The organism is Streptomyces sp. NPDC007896 (assembly GCF_042959425.1).
In the GTDB taxonomy this organism is placed as follows: Bacteria; Actinomycetota; Actinomycetes; order Streptomycetales; family Streptomycetaceae; genus Streptomyces.
This window is the reverse complement of sequence record NZ_JBIBKX010000002.1, coordinates 532,980-554,329: the sequence shown is the minus strand read 5'-3', so window position 1 is coordinate 554,329 and position 21,350 is coordinate 532,980. Positions and strand designations below refer to the sequence as shown.

17 protein-coding genes are annotated in these 21,350 nt (G+C 70.9%); 10 read left to right on the top strand and 7 right to left on the bottom strand.

The features are described from left to right. The first annotated feature begins 10 nt into the window (after nucleotides 1–10). Together ACFZDJ_RS10150 and ACFZDJ_RS10145 are read left to right on the top strand one after the other, a co-directional pair. Nucleotides 11–688: a TetR family transcriptional regulator gene (locus ACFZDJ_RS10150; RefSeq protein WP_391057603.1), complete on the top strand. Its 678-nt coding sequence runs from the start codon at nucleotides 11–13 to the stop codon at nucleotides 686–688. Nucleotides 689–782: 94 nt separating this feature from the next. Continuing rightward, complete coding sequence (locus ACFZDJ_RS10145; RefSeq protein ID WP_390934215.1) at nucleotides 783–2,303, top strand: DHA2 family efflux MFS transporter permease subunit; 1,521 nt, start codon at nucleotides 783–785, stop codon at nucleotides 2,301–2,303. A gap of 65 nt (nucleotides 2,304–2,368) precedes the next feature. Here the strand turns inward: ACFZDJ_RS10145 and ACFZDJ_RS10140 are convergent, their stop codons facing one another. Genes ACFZDJ_RS10140 through ACFZDJ_RS10115 form a run of 6 tightly spaced genes read right to left on the bottom strand, consistent with a single transcriptional unit; the run spans nucleotide 2,369 to nucleotide 10,195 of the window. Continuing rightward, nucleotides 2,369–3,484 (bottom strand): zinc-binding dehydrogenase, encoded by a 1,116-nt coding sequence (locus ACFZDJ_RS10140; protein ID WP_391057600.1) that lies wholly within the window; start codon nucleotides 3,482–3,484, stop codon nucleotides 2,369–2,371. Beyond that, on the bottom strand, nucleotides 3,481–4,287 hold the full coding sequence (locus ACFZDJ_RS10135; protein ID WP_391057597.1) for a phytanoyl-CoA dioxygenase family protein: 807 nt from the start codon (nucleotides 4,285–4,287) through the stop codon (nucleotides 3,481–3,483). Before ACFZDJ_RS10135 ends, ACFZDJ_RS10140 begins: the two co-directional genes overlap by 4 nt. Before the next feature lie 51 nt (nucleotides 4,288–4,338). Continuing rightward, entirely contained in the window at nucleotides 4,339–5,097 is a 759-nt protein-coding gene (locus ACFZDJ_RS10130; protein WP_391057594.1) for a glucose 1-dehydrogenase, read from the bottom strand. Next, nucleotides 5,081–6,052 (bottom strand): TauD/TfdA dioxygenase family protein, encoded by a 972-nt coding sequence (locus ACFZDJ_RS10125; protein WP_384917510.1) that lies wholly within the window; start codon nucleotides 6,050–6,052, stop codon nucleotides 5,081–5,083. The genes ACFZDJ_RS10130 and ACFZDJ_RS10125 overlap by 17 nt, the downstream gene beginning before the upstream one ends. Further along, a complete protein-coding gene (locus ACFZDJ_RS10120) occupies nucleotides 6,049–6,243 on the bottom strand; it encodes an MbtH family protein (RefSeq protein WP_384917507.1) in 195 nt (64 codons plus the stop codon). Before ACFZDJ_RS10120 ends, ACFZDJ_RS10125 begins: the two co-directional genes overlap by 4 nt. Nucleotides 6,244–6,247: 4 nt before the next feature. Next, nucleotides 6,248–10,195, bottom strand: a complete 3,948-nt coding sequence (locus ACFZDJ_RS10115; RefSeq protein ID WP_391057592.1) for an amino acid adenylation domain-containing protein — start codon at nucleotides 10,193–10,195, stop codon at nucleotides 6,248–6,250. A gap of 268 nt (nucleotides 10,196–10,463) precedes the next feature. On the opposite strand from ACFZDJ_RS10115, the gene ACFZDJ_RS10110 reads away from it, so the two are divergent. Then, a complete protein-coding gene (locus tag ACFZDJ_RS10110; protein WP_390934210.1) occupies nucleotides 10,464–11,255 on the top strand; it encodes a BTAD domain-containing putative transcriptional regulator in 792 nt (263 codons plus the stop codon). A gap of 40 nt (nucleotides 11,256–11,295) precedes the next feature. Here the strand turns inward: ACFZDJ_RS10110 and ACFZDJ_RS10105 are convergent, their stop codons facing one another. Continuing rightward, on the bottom strand, nucleotides 11,296–13,080 hold the full coding sequence (locus tag ACFZDJ_RS10105; protein WP_391057589.1) for a phosphatidylglycerol lysyltransferase domain-containing protein: 1,785 nt from the start codon (nucleotides 13,078–13,080) through the stop codon (nucleotides 11,296–11,298). 395 nt (nucleotides 13,081–13,475) lie between these two features. Here ACFZDJ_RS10105 and ACFZDJ_RS10100 point away from each other — a divergent pair, with 395 nt between their 5' ends. The 7 genes from ACFZDJ_RS10100 (at nucleotide 13,476) to ACFZDJ_RS10070 (ending at nucleotide 21,260) form a co-directional block, all read left to right on the top strand. Then, nucleotides 13,476–13,853, top strand: coding sequence for a hypothetical protein (locus ACFZDJ_RS10100; RefSeq protein ID WP_168509889.1), 378 nt, complete (start codon nucleotides 13,476–13,478; stop codon nucleotides 13,851–13,853). A 329-nt stretch (nucleotides 13,854–14,182) separates the two neighbouring features. Beyond that, nucleotides 14,183–14,935, top strand: a complete 753-nt coding sequence (locus tag ACFZDJ_RS10095) for a DUF5819 family protein (protein ID WP_390934208.1) — start codon at nucleotides 14,183–14,185, stop codon at nucleotides 14,933–14,935. Next, on the top strand, nucleotides 14,932–15,981 hold the full coding sequence (locus ACFZDJ_RS10090; RefSeq protein WP_384917493.1) for a hypothetical protein: 1,050 nt from the start codon (nucleotides 14,932–14,934) through the stop codon (nucleotides 15,979–15,981). Before ACFZDJ_RS10095 ends, ACFZDJ_RS10090 begins: the two co-directional genes overlap by 4 nt. After that, nucleotides 15,974–17,179, top strand: coding sequence for a peptidoglycan DD-metalloendopeptidase family protein (locus ACFZDJ_RS10085; RefSeq protein WP_390934205.1), 1,206 nt, complete (start codon nucleotides 15,974–15,976; stop codon nucleotides 17,177–17,179). Before ACFZDJ_RS10090 ends, ACFZDJ_RS10085 begins: the two co-directional genes overlap by 8 nt. A gap of 123 nt (nucleotides 17,180–17,302) precedes the next feature. Beyond that, a complete protein-coding gene (locus ACFZDJ_RS10080) occupies nucleotides 17,303–19,285 on the top strand; it encodes a protease pro-enzyme activation domain-containing protein (protein WP_391057586.1) in 1,983 nt (660 codons plus the stop codon). Then, nucleotides 19,282–20,712, top strand: a complete 1,431-nt coding sequence (locus tag ACFZDJ_RS10075) for an NAD(P)-binding protein (RefSeq protein WP_391057584.1) — start codon at nucleotides 19,282–19,284, stop codon at nucleotides 20,710–20,712. The genes ACFZDJ_RS10080 and ACFZDJ_RS10075 overlap by 4 nt, the downstream gene beginning before the upstream one ends. A gap of 116 nt (nucleotides 20,713–20,828) precedes the next feature. Next, entirely contained in the window at nucleotides 20,829–21,260 is a 432-nt protein-coding gene (locus ACFZDJ_RS10070) for a (2Fe-2S) ferredoxin domain-containing protein (RefSeq protein ID WP_390934202.1), read from the top strand. The last annotated feature ends 90 nt before the right edge of the window (nucleotides 21,261–21,350 follow it).

The following is a 21,350-nucleotide window of genomic DNA, read 5'->3' as shown; positions in this document are numbered from 1 at the left end:
TCGTGAATCCGTGAGTACACCAGACGCCCTGCCCGGACGAGAGACCCGCCCGCCCCGCCGCCGCGTGCACACCCGTGCGCGGCTGCTGGAGTCGGCTGAACGCGTCATCGTGGAGCACGGCTACGCCCAGACGACGATCGAGGACCTCTGTGCCGCCGCGGGATACACGCGAGGCGCGTTCTACTCCAACTTCCGCGGCAAGGACGACCTGGTCCTCGCGCTCTTCGATCGCCACTCGGCGGACCGTCTCGACCAGTTGGAACGGCTGCTCGACGGGCCCGGTGCCGTCTCGGCCGAGGGCGTGGCCCGGGCGTTGCTGGAGGTCGACGCGCTGGAGCGGAACTGGATCCTGCTGTTCCTGGAGTTCCGCATCCACGCCGCCAGGGATCCGCGGCTCGGCGCCAAGCTGGACGAACACGACCGAACCGTCCGGGACGCCCTGGCAGAGCTGCTCCAGCGGTGCTGTCCCGGGGTGGCCCGCGGGGTCGCGCCGGTCGGCGGGGTCGCGGCCACCCTGCTCGCCATCCGTGAGGGCATCCTCGCGCGGACGGCGGGCGAGGGACCGGGTGCGCGGGAAGCGCTGGAGGCCGCGGTCGCGACGCTCTCGGCGATCCTGCCCGAACTCGGCATCGCGCCGACCCCCGCGGCCCCGGAGCCGGAGTCAGCGGCCCCGGAGCCGGAGTCATAGGGCGCGCGGGCATCACCCCGCACATGGCTTGACGTCAGGGGCACCGGTCACGGGCCGGCGCCCGGTTCCCCCTACTTCCGCGAGGGATCACACGATGCAAGGGACGCCGCCCCGTCCGGACGCCCGACGGGCAGACTCCCGGCGCTGGAAAGCGCTGATATTCATCGCACTTGCCCAGCTGATGGTCGTTCTCGACACCACGGTCGTCAACATCTCCCTGCCGTCGGCGCAGCACGACCTCGGCATCTCCGACGGCAACCGCCAGTGGGTCATCACCGCCTACTCGCTGGCCTTCGGCGGGCTGCTGCTCTTCGGCGGCCGCATCGCCGACCTGGCCGGGCGCCGCCGTATGTTCATCGTCGGCCTCGTCGGCTTCGCGGGAGCCTCCGCGCTGGGCGGTGCGGCGGTCGGCACGGCGACCCTGCTGGCCGCCCGCGCGCTGCAGGGAGTGTTCGGGGCTCTGCTGGCGCCGGCCGCCCTGTCCCTGCTGGCCGTGACGTTCAGTGAACCGAAAGAGCGTGCCAAGGCGTTCGGCATCTACGGTGCCGTCTCCGGTGGCGGCGGCGCGCTCGGACTGATCCTCGGCGGTGTGCTCACGCAGTATCTGAGCTGGCGCTGGGCGCTGTACGTCAACATCCCCTTCGCGGTCGCCGGGATCGTCGGCGCCGTGACCGTGATCCGCGAACCCGCTGATCGGCCCCCGAGGTCCCGGCTGGACATTCCCGGAGTCCTGCTGGCGACCGCTGGTCTGGTCTCGCTCGTCCTCGGCTTCTCACAGGCCGAGACGCACGGGTGGCACGCGCACGTCACCGTGACCCTGCTGGTCGCCGCGGTGCTCCTGCTCGCCGTGTTCGTCGTGGTCGAAAGTAGGGTCGCGACGCCGTTGCTTCCCCTGCGGGTCGTCACCGACCGCAACCGCGGCGGGGTGTACCTCTCCCTCGGGCTGTCCGTCATCGGGATGTTCGGCCTCTTCCTCTTCCTCACCTACTACCTGCAGGTCGTGAAGGGCTACACCCCCTTCGCCACCGGACTCGCCTTCCTCCCGATGATCGTCGGCATGGTGACCGGGTCCACCCAGATCGGCTCCCGGCTGATGAACGTGCTGCCGCCCCGGCTGCTGATGGGCACGGGCTTCCTGGTCTCCGCCCTCGGCATCCTGATGCTGACCCAGCTCCGGGTCGAGAGCTCGTACGTCTCTGTGGTGCTGCCCGCCCAGGTGCTGCTCGGGCTCGGCATGGGGACGGCCTTCATGCCCGCGACGAGTCTGGCCACACACCACGTGCAGCCGCAGGACGCCGGCGTGGCCTCCGCCATGGTCTCCACCTCGCAGCAGGTCGGCGGTTCGATCGGGACCGCGCTGCTGAACACCGTCGCGAGCAGTTCGGGCCACCGCTGGGCCGCCCGGCACCTTCGGCAGGCCCGGTCCCTCGGCAGGACCGGCTACGCCAATCACGCCGCCGTCCACGGGTACACGGTCGCGACCTGGTGGGCCGTGTCGATCCTCGGCATCGCCGCGCTGGCCGCCTTCACCCTCATCGACGCTCCCCGCCAGGACACCGGCCCGTCCGCCGCGACCGACGCGGAGAAGACGGCAGCGCCCGTCCTGCACGGCTGAGGCAGGACGAAGGGGTTCCTCCCGGTGGCCCGGGTGGAACCCCTTCAGCGCGACACCTGCACCGCTCAGCCGGTGAAGACCGCCTTCATCACCGATCCGTCGGACACCCGTGCCAGCGCCTCGGCATGGTCGCTCAGCGGGAACACCGTCACCAGCCGGGCGAGATCGAAGCGCGCCGTCAGTGCCGGGAGAAGCTTCACGTACTCGACCAGGTGCGCTCCGGAGAACGCCCAGGAACCGATCACGTCCAGCTGCCGGAAGACGATCTGGTGCGGGTTGAGCACCGTGTCACCGGCGTCCGTGTACTGGCCGATCACCAGGTAGGAGCCCCCGCGCCGGGCCAGGGAGAGACCCTGGGCCACCGCTGCGGGCACTCCCGCACACTCGATCACCAGATCGGCGCCGAGCCCCCCGGTCGCCTCCAGCACCTCGGCCGGCACCTCCTGGGGTGTTGCCGCGCCGGCGATGTCGATGTGCACATCGCCGATGCCGGCCTCGGCCGCCAGTCGCAGCCGCTCGGCGGGGCCGCCCACGATGATCACCTTGCCCGCGCCGGAGAGCTGGGCCAGTGCCGCGGCCGCGAGGCCCACCGGCCCGCTGCCCTGGACCAGGACCGTCTCGCCCAGCCGGACCGGCCGACGCTCGTGGAGGGCGTGCACCACCGTCGGACCGGCACAGGCCAAAGACATCGCGGCCACCTGATCGACCCCCGGGTCGAGCCTGACGACCGTGGTCCCCGGACGCAGCACGATGTGCTCGGCCCAGGCCCCCGAAAGAGCCGGTTCCTCCGCCGTGGAGCGGTTCACGCCGTAGGTGCGGCGCTGCTCGCACAGCGTCGGCTCCCGGTACTGGCGGCAGGGCACGCAGACGCCGCAGGCGATGGAGGAGGCCCACATCACCGCATCCCCCACCCGCAGCGGCCGGCCGGCCGCGTCCACGCCGGTGCCGGGGCCCAGCTCCTGCACCACGCCGAGACCTTCGTGGCCGAGCACCAGCGGGGTGGGCACCGCGAGGTGGCCCTTCTGAAGGTGCAGATCGGTTCCGCACACCCCGCCGTAACCGCAGGCCACCACCAGCCCGCCCGCAGGGGCCGGCGGCAGGTCGAACTCCCGCAGCCTCAGGGGCTGGTCGAACTCCTCCAGGACCAGGGCACGCGACCGCGGTACGGGTCGTGCGGTCATCGTGCGGCTCCGTCGAGGGATGCGAGGAACGTCTCCTCGAGGGGCACCAGCGGCCGGGTGTCGCGCAGGACCACGTGGTCCGGGCGTGGTTCACCGGGCCAGCTCGGCAGGTTCGTGGTGTCGTTGTAGGTCGCGATGAGAAGCCGACGGGGGAACGGGGACATGTTCGGAGCCGAACCGTGCACGATCTCGGGGGAGAAGAAGACCAGCGAGCCGGCCGGTCCCTTGGGGCTGGTCATGCCGTGCGTGGCCACCAGGTCGGCGAGCTGCTCGGCGGTGAGCGCGATGTCGTCCGGGTCGAGGTGCAGCTCGGACTTGGCCCCCTGGCGGCGGTCGTCGCGCACCAGGCCGGCGTGGTGGGAGCCGGGGACGAAGATGACCGGGCCGTTGAACTCGTCCACGTCGTCGAGGAAGACACCGACGTTGATCTGGCGGGGGGCGGGCAGGTTGTCGGCAATCCGCCAGGCGACGTAGTCCTGGTGCCACGACCAGCGTTCGCCTCCGAAGGCCGGCTTGGCGTTGATCTTGAACTGGTAGGGGTAGACGTCCTCGGTCAGCAACTGCCGGACCGGTCCCAGGACCCGGGGGTCACGCAGCAGTGCGGCGTACTCCGGTTGGCGCTGGTGGGAGGCGTAGACGGCCCGCACCGCGGCACCGTCGTCCTCGACGATCCGCTGGGGTCCGGGGACCTCGCAGTCGCGCTCGAACGCCGTACGCAGGGACGCCACTTCGGCGGCGGTGAGTGCGGACTCCACCAGGAGGAAACCGTCCTCGTGGTAGCGGTCGATCTGTTCCTCGCTCATCAATTCTTCGCTTCTCTCGCTGTGTTGAGGACGGGCCCGGCGCGGTGGCGCTCAGCCCATGAAGTGGCCGCCGTCGACGACCAGTTGCTGGCCGGTGAGATAGCGGCTCCGATCGGTCACCAGGAATTCGAGGGCGTCGGCGACGTCCGTCACCGTGCCGATCCGCCCGAGCGGGATCTGGCCGAGAACGCGCCGGCGTGGCTCCGCCTCGTCCAGCCGGTACCGCTCGACGACCTCGGGTGTGTCGGTGAAACCGGGGATCAGCGCGTTGACCCGGACCGCCGGCGCGAGTTCCAGCGCCAGACACCGGGTGAGCTGGAGCAGCCCGGCCTTGCTGGCGCAGTAGTTGGCCCCGTTCGGCCGCGGCCGGATGGCGGTGGTCGCGCCGATGTTCACGATCGATCCGCGGCCCGCCGCCACCATCGCCGGGGCCAGCGCCCTGGTGAGGTGGAACGGCCCGGACAGGTTGGTGGCGATCACCTGGTCCCAGTCCTCGTCGGTCAGTTCCAGGAAGGGCCGGTCCCGGTTGACACCGGCGTTGTTCACCAGGACGTGCGGTGCGCCGTGGGCGGCGAGGATGCGCTCGCAGCCCGCCCGGACCTCGGCCGGGCGGGTCAGGTCGATCCGCACGGCTTCGATGCCGTCTCCGCGCTGCCCGGCGGCCGCACGGGCCGCCCGCTCGTCTCCCCGGTAAAGGGCGAGGACGTGGTAACCCAGGGCGCTGAGCCGCCTGGACAGCTCCAGTCCGATGCCGCGGGTGCCGCCGCTCACGACGGCCGTGCGGGCGGCCACCTCAGAACGGCCGGTCACCGGCGATGGCCGCACGGTCCACGACACGACGGTGGGGGTAGTAGTCGGACGTGGCGTAGTGCTGCACCGCGCGGTTGTCCCAGAACACCACGTCTCCCGGCTGCCAGCGGAAACGCACCTGGTACTCGGGGTACTGGACCTGCCGGAACAGGTACCGCAGCAGTTCCTCGCTCTCCGCGGGCTCCAGCCCTTCGATGTGGGTGGTGAAGATGGAGGTGACGAAGAGGCTCTTGCGTCCTGTCCTCGGGTGGGTCCGCACCACCGGATGGGCGACGGGCGGGAACAACTCCTGGAAGTGCCGGCGCTGCTCGTCCGTCAGCAGGTCGCGGTAGTTCGCCGACGGTGTGAAGTCGTGCACCGCCCGCAGGCCCTCCAGGCGCCTCTTCACCTCGTCGGGCAGGTTGTCGTAGGCCGCCCCGGTGTCGGCGAAGAGCGTGTCGCCCCCGGCCTCGGGCATCTCCACCATCCGCAGGACCGCGCCGAGCGGCGGGTTGGGGATCCAGGGGAAGTCGTGGTGCCAGACGTTCTCGAAGCCGGGGTTGGCAGCGCCCTTCTCCAGGCGGACGACGTCCTGGGAGGCGCCCTTGGGCAGGAACGGGTGCTGGTCGATCTCGCCCCAGTTGGCGGCGAAGGCCCGCTGCTGCTCGTGGGTGAGTTCCTGCCCGCGGAAAAAGAGGACCTTCCACTCCAGCAGGGCACGGTCCAGTTCCTCGAAGACCTCCGGGGCCAGCGGTTCGGACAGGTTCAGGCCCTCGATCTGCGCACCCAGCAGTGGGCCGTAGGGGCGCACCGAGAAGTGCCCGTACGGTCCGCCCTGCCGGTCCTCGGCGAGGCGCCGGAGCAGCCTCGGCCCGTGGTGGTCCTCGCGGCCGTCGATGCCGTGCCGCACCAGCGCACGGATGCGTGCCAGTTCCTCGATGTCGTTCGCTGCTTCGTCACTCAGTGTCGTGGTCATGTGGTTTCGTGCTCCTGTCGGTCGGCCGGGTGATGGTCGATGTGGTCCAGGCACTCCTGGCGGGTGCCGGCGGGACGGGCGACGGCCCAGCCGGCGGGGATGTCGACGAAGGACGGCCACAACGAGTGGTGGCCTTTCCCGTCGGCCAGGACCAGATAGGTCCCGTTCGGGTCGTCGAAGGGGTTCGGCACGGGTTCAGCTCCCCACGGAGTCGCGGCCGAGGGCCGCTCTGTGCAGGTGATCGGCGAGTACGGGCCCCAGTTGCGCGAGGGCTTCGGGCGTGGTCATGCGGTGATGGGTCACCGTCACGTCATGCGTGCGGATCTCGCCGTCCACGTACGCCCGCCAGGCCTGCGGGGAGGTGCGGCCGGCCTCATAGGGGTCGGCCGGGTCGGACAGCGCGGCGGCGAAGAAGAGCAGATCACCCCGGAAGCGGCCGGGTGTGAACGAGGTCATCAGACGCAGGTCGTGCAGGAAGACCTCGTGCAGACACCTGGCCGGCACCTCGTCCGGCAGCTGCTCGGTGCCGCCGAACACAAGCCTGACGAAGGCGCGTTCATCGATCTCGGGCACCGGTCCCACGGTGCTCGGGCAGGGGTAGGAGTCCAGCACGGCCAGCAGCTCCACCCGTTCGCCCGCCATCTCCAGGGCGGTCGCCGCGGCATGCGCCACCAGCCCGCCGAAGGACCAGCCGAGCAGGTGGTAGGGCCCGTTGGGCTGCACGGCCCGGATCTGCTCCAGGTAGTCGGAGGCCATCTCCTGGACGCTGCCGGGCATCCGGCCGGAGTCCGTGAGCCCGCGCGCCTGCAGGCCGTACACCGGCTGGTCGGGCCCTAGATGGCGGAGCAGGCCCTGGTAGGACCAGCTGATGCCGGCAGCGGGAGGGAAGCAGAACAGCGGCGGACGGCCGCCCCGACGGCGCAGCGGCAGCAGCGGTGCCAGGGGCCCCTCGTCGGCAGCCGCGGCGGTCATCCGGCGGTCCAGTGCCGCCACCGTCGGGGCCTCGAACAGGTCCCGGACGCTCAGATCCACCCGGAAGTCGGCCCGGATCCGGGCGAGCAGCCGGGCCGCCAGCATCGAGTGGCCGCCGAGCTGGAAGAAGTCGTCCTCCACGCCGACCCGGGCCACTCCCAGCACCTCGGCGAAGTGCCCCGCCAGGGCCTTCTCCCGCGTGGTGCGCGGGGCACGGGTGGGGGTGGCCGCGGTGAAGTCGGGTCGGGGCAGGGCCCGGCGGTCGAGCTTGCCGTTGGGGGTCAGCGGGAACGCGTCGAGCACGACCACGGCGGCCGGCACCATGTGCCTGGGCAGCCGCTCCGCCACATGCTCGCGGACGGCCGCCGGAGCCGGTGCTCCCCCGCCCTGCGTCACCACATAGGCGATCAGACAAGCGGCTCCCGAGGGGTCGTCACGGACGACGACCTCGGCCTGGGTGACGCCCGGACAGCCGGCGACGGCGTCCCTGACCTCCGCCGGTTCGATCCGGACACCCCTGATCTTGACCTGGTGGTCGGTACGGCCCAGGTACTCCAGATCGCCGTCGGGCAGGCGGCGGACCAGGTCGCCCGTGCGGTACATCCGGCTCCCGGGCTCGCCGAAGGGGTCGGCCACGAAGCGTTCGGCCGTCAGGGCCGGACGATTGAGGTAGCCGTGGGCGAGTGCCTCACCGGCCAGGTAGAGCTCGCCCGGAACACCCGGCGGCGCCAGACGCAGTCCACCGTCCAGGACGTGCCCCGACACGTTGGGGATCGGCCGGCCGATCGGCACGGGGGAGGGCCAGTCGGCGGTGTCGGCCGGCAGGGTGTAGGCGGTGACCAGATGGGTCTCGGAAGGACCGTAGTGGTTGTGCAGTCGCCGGTTCGGCACCCGGCGGCAGAACTCCCGGACGGCGCGGCTGGGTACGAGGGCCTCGCCGCCCTGGGCGAGCACCCGCAGCGCGGGAAGGTCCCGGTCCTGTGCGACCGCGGCCTCGCAGACCGCCTCGATCACCAGGTGGGGTGCGAAGAGTTCGTTGATCCGCTGCTCGTCCAGCCACGTGGCCAGGCGGTCCGGGTCGCGTCGGACGTCGTCGTCCGGAATGACCAGGGTCTTGCCGAAGAGCAGCGCCGAGGTGATCTCCTGCACCGACACGTCGAAGCTGAGTGCGGTGAACTGGGCCGTCCTGGAGTCGGGAACCCGCGGAAGGTCGTCGTTGTGCCACCTGAGCAGGTTGACCAGGGAGCCGGTGGGCATCACCACGCCCTTGGGAGTCCCGGTGGTGCCCGAGGTGTAGATGACGTACGCGGTGTGCCACGGCTCCAGCCGGCCGAGCCGGTCCCGGTCGTCCACCGCGGCACCGGACCGGTGTCGTAGTGCCTCGGCGGTCTCGGACCCGTCGACCACGAGGGTACGGACGCCGGTCTCGGGCAGGCCGGCGAGAACCCGTGTGGTGGTGAGCAGCAGCGCGGGCGCGGAGTCCCGCAGCATGAAGGCGATCCGCTCCACCGGGTACTCCGGGTCGACGGGGAGGTACCCGGCTCCGGCCTTCAGGATGGCCAGCAGGGCGACGACCATGTCGGCCGACCGGGACGCCGCCAGGGCCACGATCCGGTCCGGGCCGGCGCCTTCGGCGATCAGCAGCCGGGCGAGGCGGTTCGACGCGAGGTCGAGGTCGCGGTAGGTCACGGCCCGTCCGTCGCAGTCCAGCACGGCTGTCGCCGTGGGGGTGCGTGCCGTCTGGGCGGCGAACAGTTCGGGCAGCGTGGTCTCGTGGTGCTTGAGGCGGTTGGCGCGGGACTCGGCGAGCAGTTCGGCGCGCTCCTCCTCGGTGGCCAGGTCGATCAGACCGACCGCTCGCTCCTGGGCCTTTGGCGCGGTGAACGCCCTGAGCAGTGCCAGGAAACGGCGGTGGTGGGCGGCCAGTCCCTCGGGCCGGTACAACTCGGGATTGCCGACCAGGTCGATCCGCAGTCCGGAGCCGTCGGAGCGGTCGTAGGCCGTGACGGAGAGGTCGTCGACCGGTCCCTGGGTGAGGTTGTGCGCCTCGGCCCGGTGCCCGGCGAATTCCAGGTCGTAGTCGAAGGACATGATGTTGACCTGAGGACCCGTCAGGAAGCTCTCCTGCGGGCGCAGTCCGAATGACCGGGAGAGCGACTCCCCCCGGTGGCGCTGGTGCCGGAGCAGTCGGCGGAACTCCCCGGAGACCTTGCGTATCAGGTCGAGCACGGACTCTTCGGGGCGCACCTCCACATGCAGCGGAAGGGTGTTGGAGAGCATGACCGGCACCGTGCGGAGTTCGGCGTCCGGCCGGGCCGCCACCGGCAGGGTGAGGACCACGTGCCGCTCCCCTGTCGTCTTGTGCAGGTAGGCGACGGTGGCGGCGATCAGCAGCACCGACCAGTGCGTGCGCGCCTGCCGCGCCGCGGTACGGAGCCGGGTGGTCTCGGCGGCGGAGAGCCGGCCCGTCTCGGTCAGGTTGTGGTCCGGGGTGCCGGACGGGGTGCCGGCCAGCCGGGTCGGCCTCAGCGCCTCGGCGAACCGGTCGCCCCAGTGGGCCTGGTCGGCCGCGCACGCGTCCGATTCCCGGTACCGGCGCTCGTTCTCCAGAAGCGTGCGCAGGCTGCCGTACGGTGCCGGCGCCGGGTCGCGGCCTGCGACGGCGGCACTGTAGAGCTCGGCGACCCTGAGGGAGACCAGTGCGCCGCTGTGCCCGTCGGCCAGGATGTGATGAGCACTCAGGTACCAGACGAAGTGTTCGGGTCCGAGTCGGAACAGGGCGTACGAGAAGAGGGGACCGGTCGACAGCGGCAGCCGACGGGCCAGGTCGGCGCGCATCCAGGCCTCGGCCGCCGCCATGGGATCGTCCTCGGTGCTGACGTCGAGAACGGGGAAGACCCAGTCATCGGCCAGGTCGGCGATCTGCCAGGGCACGCCTTCGCATTCGCCGAAACGTGTCTGAAAGGGTTCGGCCTCGGCGATGGTCCGCCGGAGTGCGGCTTCGAACTTCTCCGCGTCGATCGGTCCGCGGATCTCCAGGTATTCACCGATGCGAGACTGCTGCCCTCTCGGGTTCAACTGCTCGGCCAACCAGATCTCATGCTGGGCAGCCGAAATTGGCAGACGTGTGCCGTCCAACTCTTTCCCCCGTAAATCACGTTGTGCAGACATTTCAGAGACTAGACCGCACCGCTAAACTCCCCCATACGCCGGACCAGCCGCATTTCATGCGTCCCGCAGTACATATTCCACAACGATGGCGTACGTCACATCCGATCGGCCCGGTCGCCCCGGGGCTCAAGTCGCGGTGAGAGTCCAGCCAATTCTCGGTAAAAGGGAGACCTCGAACTTGCCTGGCGTCCGGCGCGCCACCGAAGATCATCCTTCGGCGGGATTGACCAACCTGCCGTCATGGAAAACACGCCCACGGGGGATAGAAATGGACTTCCACATACTCGGGCCGCTGGAGATCACGGCGGCCGACGGCTCCGTCACACAGGGTCCCGGCGCCCTCAAACAGCGGGCGCTGCTGGCGCTGCTGTGCCTGAACGCCGAGCGAGTCGTCTCCACCCGGCAATTGACCGACCTCCTCTGGGCGGACAACCCGCCACGCACCGCGGCCACCGCTCTGCAGGTCTACGTATCCCGGCTGCGCAAGCACCTGTTGGCACTGGGCGCGGACCCGGCCGTCCTTGCCACGCGGGCTCCCGGTTACGTCCTCGACCTGGGCCGGCGGCACGAACTGGACCTGCGCCGTTTCGAGTCCGATGTGACAAGGGCCCACCAGCTGAACGCCATCGGCCGGACGGCGGAGGCCTCGGAGCTGCTGGCCTCCGCCATCGCGCTGTGGCGCGGGCCTGCCCTCGCCGACGTCCGCGGCCTGCCCATGCTGGACGATCTGGGCCACCAGCTGGACGAGAAGCGGAATTCCGCGCACGAGCTGTGGGTGGAAACCGAACTGCGGCTCGGCCGGAACGCCTGGGTGATCAGTGAGGCCTACGGTCTGGTCGCGGACCAGCCGTTGTGGGAGAACCTCTATCTCTATCTGATGGTGGCTCTCTACCGCAGTGGCCGCACCGCCGATGCACTCGGCGTCTACAACACCCTCCGGAACAAGCTCGTCGAAGGGCTCGGCATGGAACCGAGCCTGCGGCTCCGGCAGGTGCAGCGGGCCGTTCTCTCCCGGGCCTCCTGGCTCGAGGACAAGGCAGCCCTTCCGCTGGTCTCGTAGAGGTTCACACGCCCGACCCGGGGACGTCCGTTCCGCCGCCTCAGACCGCGGGCCGGACGTCCTCGGCGGGCGTGAGGGTGGTGGTTCGCCTGGCGCGTGCGGCCCGGGGCAGTTCGAGGGTGATGAACGCCTCCGCCCGCATGACGGCGAGCCCGATCCTGGGCAGATCGCGTGCCCGCGGATACACCAGGAACCGCGGCTCCCAGCGCGGCTGGAATTTGGCGTTGAACTTGTAGAGCGACTCGATCTGGAACCAGCGCGAGGAGAAGACCAGCAGTCCGCGCCACACGCGCAGCACCGGTCCTGCGCCGAGTCGCTCGCCCCTGGCCAGGGCCGAGCGGAACATCGCGAAGTTCAGTGACACGCGACGCACGCCCATCTGCTGCGCCGCCTGCAAGGCCGCGACGATCAGCAGCTCGTTGAGGCCGGGGTCGGCGGAGCGGTCGCGTCTCATCAGGTCCAGGGAGATGTCCTCAGGCCCCCAGGGCACGAAGTGCAGTATCGCCTTCAGGTCGTCGCCGGCCGGGTCCTCCTCCGCCGCCTCATCGGGGGCCTTGTGGGCGGTGACGACGACGCACTCCTCGTCCGCGGGATCGCCGAACCGGCCCAGCGCGGTGGAGAATCCGCGCTCCACGGTGGTTCCCCGCCAGCGTGCGGCGGCGTCACCGATCCGTTGCCGCTCCGTCTCGTTCAGTTCGGCGACCCGGCGGACCCGGCAGACGTAGCCGCCCCGCTCGATCCGCTTCACCATCTGCCGGACGTTGCGCATGGCCCGTCCGGACAGCGAGAAGTCGGCCGTGTCGACCACCGCCTCGTCGCCCAGCTCCAGCGCGTCCAGCCCGGTCTCCCGGGCCCAGATCTCCCCGCCGGTCTCACTGCAGCCCACCACGGCGGGCACCCACGCGTGCTCGCGGGCCTCGGTCATGAAGGCGTTGATCGCACCGGGCCAGGCCTCGACGTCTCCGAGCGGGTCGCCCGAGGCCAGCATGACGCCCGAGACCACCCGGTAGGCGATCGCCGCCTTGCCCGAGGGGGAGAACACCACGCTCTTGTCGCGCCGCAATGCGAAATAGCCCAGGGAGTCGCGGGCGCCGTAGCGGTCGAGCAGCGCCCGCACACGCGACTCGTCCTCGGCGGTCAGTTCCGGTTCCGGCGTCTCCGGGCGCAGTGCCAGCCAAGCGCTGGTCAGCGCGGTCAACAGGCCCAGTGCGCCCAGCGAGTAGCCCACCAGATCGGCGACCCGGACGGAGGTGTACCTGACCGGCCCCTCGACGCCGAACAGCCCGTACAGCACGTGCTCCAGCCGTTGCGGGAAGGTGTACGACCGGTGCTCGCTCGACGGGTGGACGCTGACGACGAGCAGGCCGAGCAGGACGCTGAGCCCGCCCAGGCCGAGGAAGCTGGCAAGTGCTCTCAGGCGGGTGCGCGGGTCGGCCTTGGCGTAGAACTCGCGCCGGTGGACCAGGATCAGCCCCAGCAGGACCAGCGCGATGAGCGCCTGGGGCAGCTCATGGCGGTGCAGCAGATGGAGTGCCGCGCTCGTCGGAAGCAGCACCACCACCGCGCGCCAGGCGCGACGCTTGCGGCGGCGCAGCGCGTGGGCCAGCAGGACCAGCAGCAGTCCGCTCGTCAGTTGGCCCACCGCCGCCAGCGTGCTCACCCCGCCGGGAAGGTCACCGAGCCAGCTGTGCACCCGGGAGTGCCGGAAGCCCGGGAAGAGGGCACTCACCAGGTCCAGGACACCGATCAGCCGGCAGATGTGCCCCGCCGCTGTCGGAACCCATGGCCGTCCGTTCCTATAACGCTCTTTCACGCTCCAAACCATAGAGGCCGAGCAGGCCTTATTTCCTTGTCCTGCCAGTCCATTGAGGGCTGCGTTAGCGCGGGTTTAGTTTCCTCCCGAAGAACCCATCACAGAGTAAAGATTCCGCAGCACGGCCATTACCTTGAAGCCTCGCGGAGAGTACGGGTGGCAATAAACCCTCTCGATTTGAGCTTCACCTGAGGCCAATTGAGCTTTATCTGAGGTTGGAGGACTTAACTCCGCTTCACGGTCATATATTTCGTTGAGTGTCGCGCCGAGTCGTGGCTAGCATGAACTCACTCCCCGGTTACTCAAGGCCTTTGCATGCCGCGATGAGCCATGGAGAAAAGTGCGCACTTGTCTGCGAATCGATTCGCGCACCCAGCTGAAATTTCCACCACTCGAAGGGAATCACCATGAACGGCAAGCGTGCCGTCGCCGGTGCGGTGATCGCGGCTCTCGCCGCGGTCGGCACCGCGGGTCTCACCACTTCCAGCGCGTCGGCTGCCTCCCTGCCGCAGCACAAGGCCGCCGCCCAGCACTCGGTCACCACCGCCCAGGTCCTCAGCAAGGGTGCGCAGCCGCAGTTCTGGCACGCGATCGCCCAGAGCGTCGCCGCGGCGACGGTCGTCAAGGCGACGGAGCAGGTCGCGAAGTTCACGACCAAGCTCCCGAAGTCCAGCGACTCCTCGTCGTCCAGCGAGTCCTCGTCGTCCTCCAGCGGCGGTCCCGCTCTCAGCGGCAAGTCGCTGCACGGAGTGATACCGGGCGACACCGCCTACGACGCCAACTGACCTGGTTGCGTCAGGTGTTACACACCGCCGCACGACGTGCGGCAGCTAAGGACCCACTGGCGTCGGCCGACCACCGGCGCCGCGTGACCTGTGGCGCCGACTGACCCTCGGCGCAGGGGGAAGCCACGGCACCGCCCGGCCGGCGGAGCCGCGTGGCATGCGGCATCGACCGACGATCGGTGCCGGATGACGTGAGCCACCGCATGACCAGCGGTGCGAAGTGACATGCGGTGTCGGGTGTCCACCGACACCGCATCGCCCCCCGGTGCCGGGGCGGGGCGCCCCGCCCCGGCACACAGCGTCGCGTGAATCCATCCCTTTTTTCCGACATGACCGACCTGGACGTCGGCCCCACCTGGATGTGGACAGCGATGAGAGTTCTCGCGCGCTCGCGCGCATCGGAGGGCGCACCCCGGACAGCGGGCGGGGCGCTCCCGGCGAAGGTACGGGTCAGCGCGCTGGCCGCCCTCGTGGCCGTGGCGGTGTACTGCTTGTGCTGCCTGGTGTACAACGCCCCCGACTCCCCGGCGAAGGACCGTGTCAAGGGCCCCGTCATGGCCTTCATGGAGCCGTACTTCTGGCAGGACTGGCAGCTCTTCGGACCCACCCCCGGCAGCAACAACGACTTCGTGTACCTGCGCGCCCGGATGACGCTCCCCGGCTCGGGCAAGACCGTGGAGTCGAGCCCCGTCGAGATCGAGCAGGCCATCGACCGATCTCCGCGCGAATTCCGGGTGAACCCGACGAAACTCCCCGGCGTGCTTCTCGCGTTCGACGCCGTGGCCAACCGGTACGCGGGTATCGCGAACAAGATCCAGAAACTTCCGGCAACGGAACGGGAGGACGCCCGCAAGCGTCTCGACGACCAGTTCAAGCCGGACTTCGAGGAGATGCAGCGGTTCTTCTCCGTACAGGCGAAGGCGCTCTACCCGGACGCGGAGATCATCTCCGTACAGGCGATCTTCAAGAACCGTCCCATCGTGCCGTTCTCGGCGCGGTACGCGGAACCCAAGCCGAAGGAGCACGAGAAGGGACTGCTGGCGACGTCATGGATGGGCTACGTAACGGGGGTGGAGCAGTGACCGGCGTGTTCGCCCTGATGGGCAGGGGATGGCAGGCCGGCACGGCGCGGCTGGACGCCGCGCTGCTGCGCCTCGCGAGCAGGAAGCACCGGCTCATCGGAGTCGCGGCGCTCCGCGTCGTCATCGGCTTCGCCACCCTGCTGTACTGCCTGTCCGACTACTCACGGCGGCGCTTCCTGTGGGGGCCGGACTCCTACAACTCGATCTCCACGGCGAAGGCCGAGCTGCCGCGCTGGGGCTTCTCGATCTTCCTGTGGAGCCATTCCACGCTCTGGTTCGAGATCGCCTATCACGCGGTGATCGTGGTCGCCCTGGCGTTCATGATCTTCGGCGGGCGGGCACTCACCCTCGCGCAGGCCCTGATGATGTGGTCGCTGCACAACCGGAACCAGGATGTGCTCGAAGGCGGCGACAACCTCGCCCAGATCCTCATCCTGTTCATGGTCTTCACCGTCTCCAACGCCTACTTCGCGCCCGGCGCCAAGCGGCGGCGCGCGCGGATGCGCGCGGACGAACGGCCGACGACCTCCACCGTGCTGCACAACCTCGCCGCCTTTCTCATCGTCTTCCAGACCGCGGTGCTGTACTTCACCGCCGGCTACTGGAAGATCACCGGGAAGGTGTGGCAGGACGGCGTGGCGATGTACTACATCAGCCGGATCACCGGCTTCGAGATGTCGGCCACGTACGCGCACCTGATGAACAACGCCTTCGTGGGTACCGCCCTCTGCTACTTCACGATCTTCATCGAGCTGGCGCTGCCCTTCGCGATCCTGTCCGCTCGCCCGTGGATCCGGAAGGCCAACACGGTGGCCCTGGAGGGCATGCACCTGGGCATCATCGCCTGCATGGGCCTGGTGTGCTTCGGGCTACTGATGATCGGCGCGGACTGCACCTGCCTGCGCGACGAGGACTACCGGTCACTCGCGCGGCGCTTCCGGTCCGTCAAGGAACGTGTACTGGGCGGGAGTTGGTCACCGCTGCCCGCGCGCGGCATGACCCCGGTGGCCATGACGGCGGGACAGGACGGTGCGGCCGATGCGTGACACGACCGACGAAGCGGCGAACGCCGCGCCGGACGCCCTGTACCGGTTCCTCACCGCCGGGCCCGCCGACCGGGAACGCCTGGCACCGCGCGTGGTCGCCGCCGTGGGACGGGAGCGGCTCGACGAGATCGTGGACACCACGCTCGGACGGGTCGGCGAGGTCACCGGCGTACGCGACAGCCGCGACGGACTGGTGATCGAAGGCACCCGGGGGCGGGCCCTCGCCTACGCCGCCACCAGGGACGGCCATGAGCTGGACGGGCTCCTGATCGCCCCCGGCGCACACCGCCCGGCACGCCTGCGCACCGACTGGGTGCGCCCGGCTCTGGCCTGGACCGTGCTGGTGCTGCTGTTCGTCGTGCGCATCGACGCCTGCTGGGAGGCCCCCTCCCGGATCGCCTGGTGCGGTCGCCTGCTGATCGTCGCGGCCGGATACCTGGTCGTGGAGGGCTGGCGTGCCCCCGCCCTGTTTCCGTGGTGGATACGCCGACCGCTGGAGGCCGGGGCGCTCGTCGCCCTCGCCTCCGCCTGGCGACTGCCCGGGCTGCCCACGTCGGGCGGTGCCCCCGAACTGGTCGTGGGGGCCGCACTGGTCGCCGTCCTCGGCGTACTCCTGATGCGGGCACGGCGTCACCGCTGGGGGACGGCCGTCTCCCAGCCCCTCGTCTTCCCCTTGCAGGGCGGCAGTTGGTACGTGGGGCAAGGAGGCGGACGCAGCCTCAACCATCACTTCGTCGTCCCCGAGCAACGCGGCGCCCTGGACGTGGTCCAGGCCGGCCCGGGCGGGACGCGCGGGCGTCGCCGCGCCCGCACCCAGGGCACGCACGGCAAGAACGAGCGCTACCTCATCTACGGGCAGCCCGTGCACGCGCCCTGCGACGGTACGGTCGTCTCCGCCGCCGATCACATCGACGACCAAGAACCCGGCGCCGTCCGCTACCAACCCCTGTACGGCAACCACGTGTGGATCGACACGGGCGCCGAGATCGTCAAGCTCGCCCATCTGCGCCCCGGCACCGTGACCGTGAGCACCGGCGACCCCGTGCGCGTCGGGCAGGTGCTCGGCGAGGTCGGGAACTCCGGCAACAGCAGCGAGCCGCACCTGCACCTCCACGCCGAGCGCGACGGCCTCGGCCTCGACCTGGAGTTCCAGGGAGTCTCGGGCCCGCTGTACCGGGGCCGGACGGTCCGCACCTAGGCCCTGTCGGCATCCCGTTCAGTTCAGCAGCCACCGGGCCGGTACGGCCAGACGTCCGTGCCGCGCCCCCTCGTTCTGCTCTGCGCGCCGTCCGGCGCCCCCACACCAAAAGGTCTGCATCCCGTGCCTCTCCATGCCCCCATACGCCCGCTGCGTCGCCTGCGCGGCTCCGTCGTCGCGGCTGCCTGCGCCGCGCTGCTCGGCACCGCCGGCTCCCTTCCCGCCGCCCACGCGGCCGACCGGCACCCTCTCGTGGGATCCCGGCCCGCATACGCGACGCGGACCGCCGACACCGGCCCCGTCCCCGCCGGTCGTCACGTCAGCGCGCGTCTCTACCTCAACTCCCGTGACCCGCAAGGGCTCGCGGCGTTCCTGCGCGACATCAGCGACCCCCGCAGCCCGCACTACCGGCACTACCTCACCCCGGCGGAATACCAACGGCACTTCGGCCCGACGGACCGTCAGATCCGGACCCTCACGGCATGGCTGGGCGGGTCCGGATTCACCGTCACCGGCCGAACCTCCCACTACCTGGGGATCGAAGGGCCCGCCCGCGCCGTCCGGCAGGCCTTCGGCACGAGCCTGCACGGCTATCGCACCGGCCGCGGCACGAGCGACGCCCCCGCCGGCGACCTGAGTGTGCCCGCCTCCCTCGGCGCCACCGTGCTCGGCGTGTCCGGCCTGTCCACCCCCGCAGCGGCCCACCCCCTGTCGACCCCCGCGCCGGCTCTCGACGTACCCGCCGACGACGCGGTCTGCTCCGGTCACTTCGGGGAGAAGCCCGCCACAGGTCTGCCCAAGGCGTACGGCAGGACCGCCACGTACGCGCCGTGCCCCTACACCCCCGCCCAGCTCCGCCACGCCTACGGCGCGGGCGCCAAGGGTGCCACCGGGCGCGGCTCCACCATCGCCGTCGTGGACGCCTACGGATCACCCGACATGCTCACCGACGCCGACCGCTACGCCCGGGCCACCGGCGATCACGCCTTCCGGCCGGGCCAGTACCGCCGGCACGTCACTCCCGGCGACTGGCACATCGACGACGCGTGCGCGTCCCCGCGTACCTGGGCCGGCGAACAGGCTCTCGACATCGACCTCGCCCACGGCCTCGCCCCGGACGCGAACGTCCTCTACGTCGGTGCGAACTCCTGCCTCGACAACGACCTGATGGACGCCGAGTCGTACATCATCGACGGCCGCCGGGCGGACGTCATCTCCAACTCCTGGGCCGAGATCATCCACTCCAGTCCCGGGCACCTCACCCCCACCCTCATAGCCGCCTGGAACCTGCTGTTCGAGCAGGCCGCCGCCGAGGGCATCGGCGTCTACTTCGCCGCGGGGGACTGCGGCGACTCCTCGCCCGAGGCCGCCCAGACCGGCGTCAACTGCGATCCGAAGACCACCCGGGCCCAGGCCGACTTCCCCAGCGGCTCCCCGTGGGTCACCTCGGTCGGCGGCACCACCCTCGCCCTCGACCCGCACGGCGACTACGCCTGGGAGACCAGCATGGGTGACGGGCTGTCCGTTCTCACCGACAAGGGCAAGGCATGGGGGCCCGTCCCCGGCGTCTTCGCCTTCGGCGGCGGAGGGGGTGCGAGCGACTTCCCGCAGCCCTGGTACCAGCGCGGCAGCGTCCCCGGCGGCACCGCACACCGCACGACGCCCGACGTGGCGCTCGAAGGCGACGGGGCACTGCCCGTCCTCGTCGGACTCACGGACGCCGGGGCCTACCACCTCGTCGGATTCGGCGGCACGTCCGCGGCCGCGCCCGCCTTCGCCGCCGTGCAGGCCGACGCGCAACAGGCCTCCGGACACCGGCTCGGCTTCGCCAACCCGCTCCTGTACGCCCTTGCCCGGTCCCGCGCCCACGTCTTCCACGACGTCACCGACCGGCCCGCGAACGCCGGCGCGCAACCTCTCACCGTGGTACGCGACGAGGGCCCCGCCGTCGACACCTCCACGGGCGCACAGCGCTATCTCCTCTACACCCTCGGCCACGACTTCGGACTCCAGGCCCGCCGCGGCTACGACGACGCCACCGGTCTCGGCTCCCCCGACACCGGCTACCTGCGCTGGTTCCAGCACACCAAGGGCACGCTGAAGTGACCGTCGACGCCTTCGTCGTGGGAGCGGGGCCCAACGGCCTCGCCGGTGCCGTCACGCTCGCCCAGGCGGGCCTCTCCGTGACCGTCCTGGAGGCCGCGGCCACCATCGGCGGCGGCACCCGCAGCGGCGAGGTCACCGTGCCCGGCCTGCTCCACGACCACTGCGCCGCGGTGCATCCCATGGCCGTCGCATCGCCTTACCTGCGCACCCTCGGCCTGGACCGCCACGGACTGCGCTGGGAGTACGCCGAGACCGACCTCGCCCACCCCCTCGACGGCGGTCGGGCCGCCGTACTCCAGCGCGACCTGGACGCGACCGCACGCGGCCTCGGCGCCGACGGCCCGGCTTGGCGTCGGCTGTTCGCGCCCCTGACCGCGCACTACGACGCCCTGAGCGAAGACCTCATGCGCCCCTTGGCGGCGCTGCCCCGCCACCCCGTCCGCACGGGCGCGTTCGGGCTGCTGGCGGCCCAACCGGCGCAGTGGACCCTGCGCCGATGGCACGGGCAAGCGGCCCGGGCCCTGTTCGCGGGGGTCGCCGCCCATGCGCTGAGCCCGCTCACCGGCCCGGGCAGCTCCGCCATCGGACTCATGCTCACCGCCGCCGCGCACCGTCATGGCTGGCCCGTCGCCCGCGGGGGTTCGGGGGCCATCGCCCATGCGCTCGCCGCCCGTCTCCTCGAACTCGGCGGCACCATCGAAACGGGCACCCCCGTGCGTTCCCTGCGGGACCTTCCCCCCGCCCGCACGGTCCTGCTCGACCTGGCTCCCCGCGAGGCGGCGAGGGTGTGCGGTCCGCGTCTTCCCGCCCGCGTCCGGCGCGCGTACACCCGCTACCGGCACGGGCCCGCCGCGTACAAGGTCGACCTGGCAGTGGAGGGAGGCGTTCCCTGGCGTGCCGAGGTGTGCCGCACGGCGGGCACCGTTCACCTCGGCGGAACCGCGGAGGAGATCGCGGAGGCCGAACAGGCGGTCTCCCGCGGGCGGATGCCCCGGCGTCCCTTCGTACTGGTCGCCCAGCAGTACCTCGCCGACCCCGGGCGCTCGGCCGGCGACGTCCACCCCGTCTGGGCGTACGCACACGTCCCGCACGGCTACGACGGGGACGCGACGGCCACCGTCCTGGAGCGCATCGAGCAGTACGCCCCCGGACTGCGCGACCGCGTCATCGGCCTGACCGCCCGCTCCCCGGCCGCGCTCGAGGCGTACAACCCCAACTACGTCGGCGGGGACATCCTCAACGGCGCCAACTCCCCCGCCTCTCTCGCGTTTCGCCCGCGCCTGACCCCCGATCCGTACGCCACGGGAATCCCCGGCGTCTATCTCTGCTCGGCGGCGACGCCGCCGGGGGCGGGCGTGCACGGCATGTGCGGGCACAACGCCGCGAGATCGGCGCTACGGAAACTCGGACTGACCATGGCCCTCTGAGCTGCCTGGCGGCGGACCGATCCGTGTGGACGAAGAGGTCGTGGCGTTATGGCCTGCGGGTTCGTCAACTATCGTCTGCGGCAGTAGACGTACGTTCGACAAGGAGAGCCGATCCGTTGAACCGAGCCTCGGCCGACAGGTCTCGTACGGTGGCGATCGGTGCCGCCGGGTCGCGGCCCTGCACGCTGGTCGTCTGCCGTGGGTGTTGTTGTGGCAATCCGCGGAAGTATCCCGAAGACGATCACGCCTGGCAGCTGGAGCGGTTGCGGACCGGGGCCGAGGCGTCCGGGGGCCGGTTCGTGGTGCGGACCGTGGACTGTCTCGGGCCCTGCGACCAGGCCAATGTCGTGGTCGTACAGCCTTCGGGGGACGCCCGGCGCCGGGGTGCGCGGGCGACCTGGATCGGGTTCGCGATGGGGGACGACTGCACCGAGGAGCTGGTGAGTTGGGCGTCCGCCGGAGGGCCGGGGGTCGCCGAACCTCCGGTCGCGCTGGAGTTGCAGTTCGTCCGGCCGCCGCGCGAGGCACGGGCCCGTACGCGCCGCTGAGGCGGTGCCGGCCCGTCGGCCCCCTCTGGAACCACACCTCCCAGTGCGGCACTCTTCTTCCTCGTGGGGACCCTTCCGTATCAAAGCCCG

Bases quoted from the DNA above. Each gene is read 5' to 3' on its own strand.
- ACFZDJ_RS10145 (WP_390934215.1), top strand. From the start codon at position 783: ATGCAAGGGACGCCGCCCCGTCCGGACGCCCGACGGGCAGACTCCCGG.
- ACFZDJ_RS10140 (WP_391057600.1), bottom strand. From the start codon at position 3,484: ATGACCGCACGACCCGTACCGCGGTCGCGTGCCCTGGTCCTGGAGGAG.
- ACFZDJ_RS10135 (WP_391057597.1), bottom strand. From the start codon at position 4,287: ATGAGCGAGGAACAGATCGACCGCTACCACGAGGACGGTTTCCTCCTG.
- ACFZDJ_RS10125 (WP_384917510.1), bottom strand. From the start codon at position 6,052: ATGACCACGACACTGAGTGACGAAGCAGCGAACGACATCGAGGAACTG.
- ACFZDJ_RS10115 (WP_391057592.1), bottom strand. From the start codon at position 10,195: ATGTCTGCACAACGTGATTTACGGGGGAAAGAGTTGGACGGCACACGT.
- ACFZDJ_RS10110 (WP_390934210.1), top strand. From the start codon at position 10,464: ATGGACTTCCACATACTCGGGCCGCTGGAGATCACGGCGGCCGACGGC.
- ACFZDJ_RS10105 (WP_391057589.1), bottom strand. From the start codon at position 13,080: ATGGTTTGGAGCGTGAAAGAGCGTTATAGGAACGGACGGCCATGGGTT.
- ACFZDJ_RS10100 (WP_168509889.1), top strand. From the start codon at position 13,476: ATGAACGGCAAGCGTGCCGTCGCCGGTGCGGTGATCGCGGCTCTCGCC.
- ACFZDJ_RS10095 (WP_390934208.1), top strand. From the start codon at position 14,183: ATGACCGACCTGGACGTCGGCCCCACCTGGATGTGGACAGCGATGAGA.
- ACFZDJ_RS10085 (WP_390934205.1), top strand. From the start codon at position 15,974: ATGCGTGACACGACCGACGAAGCGGCGAACGCCGCGCCGGACGCCCTG.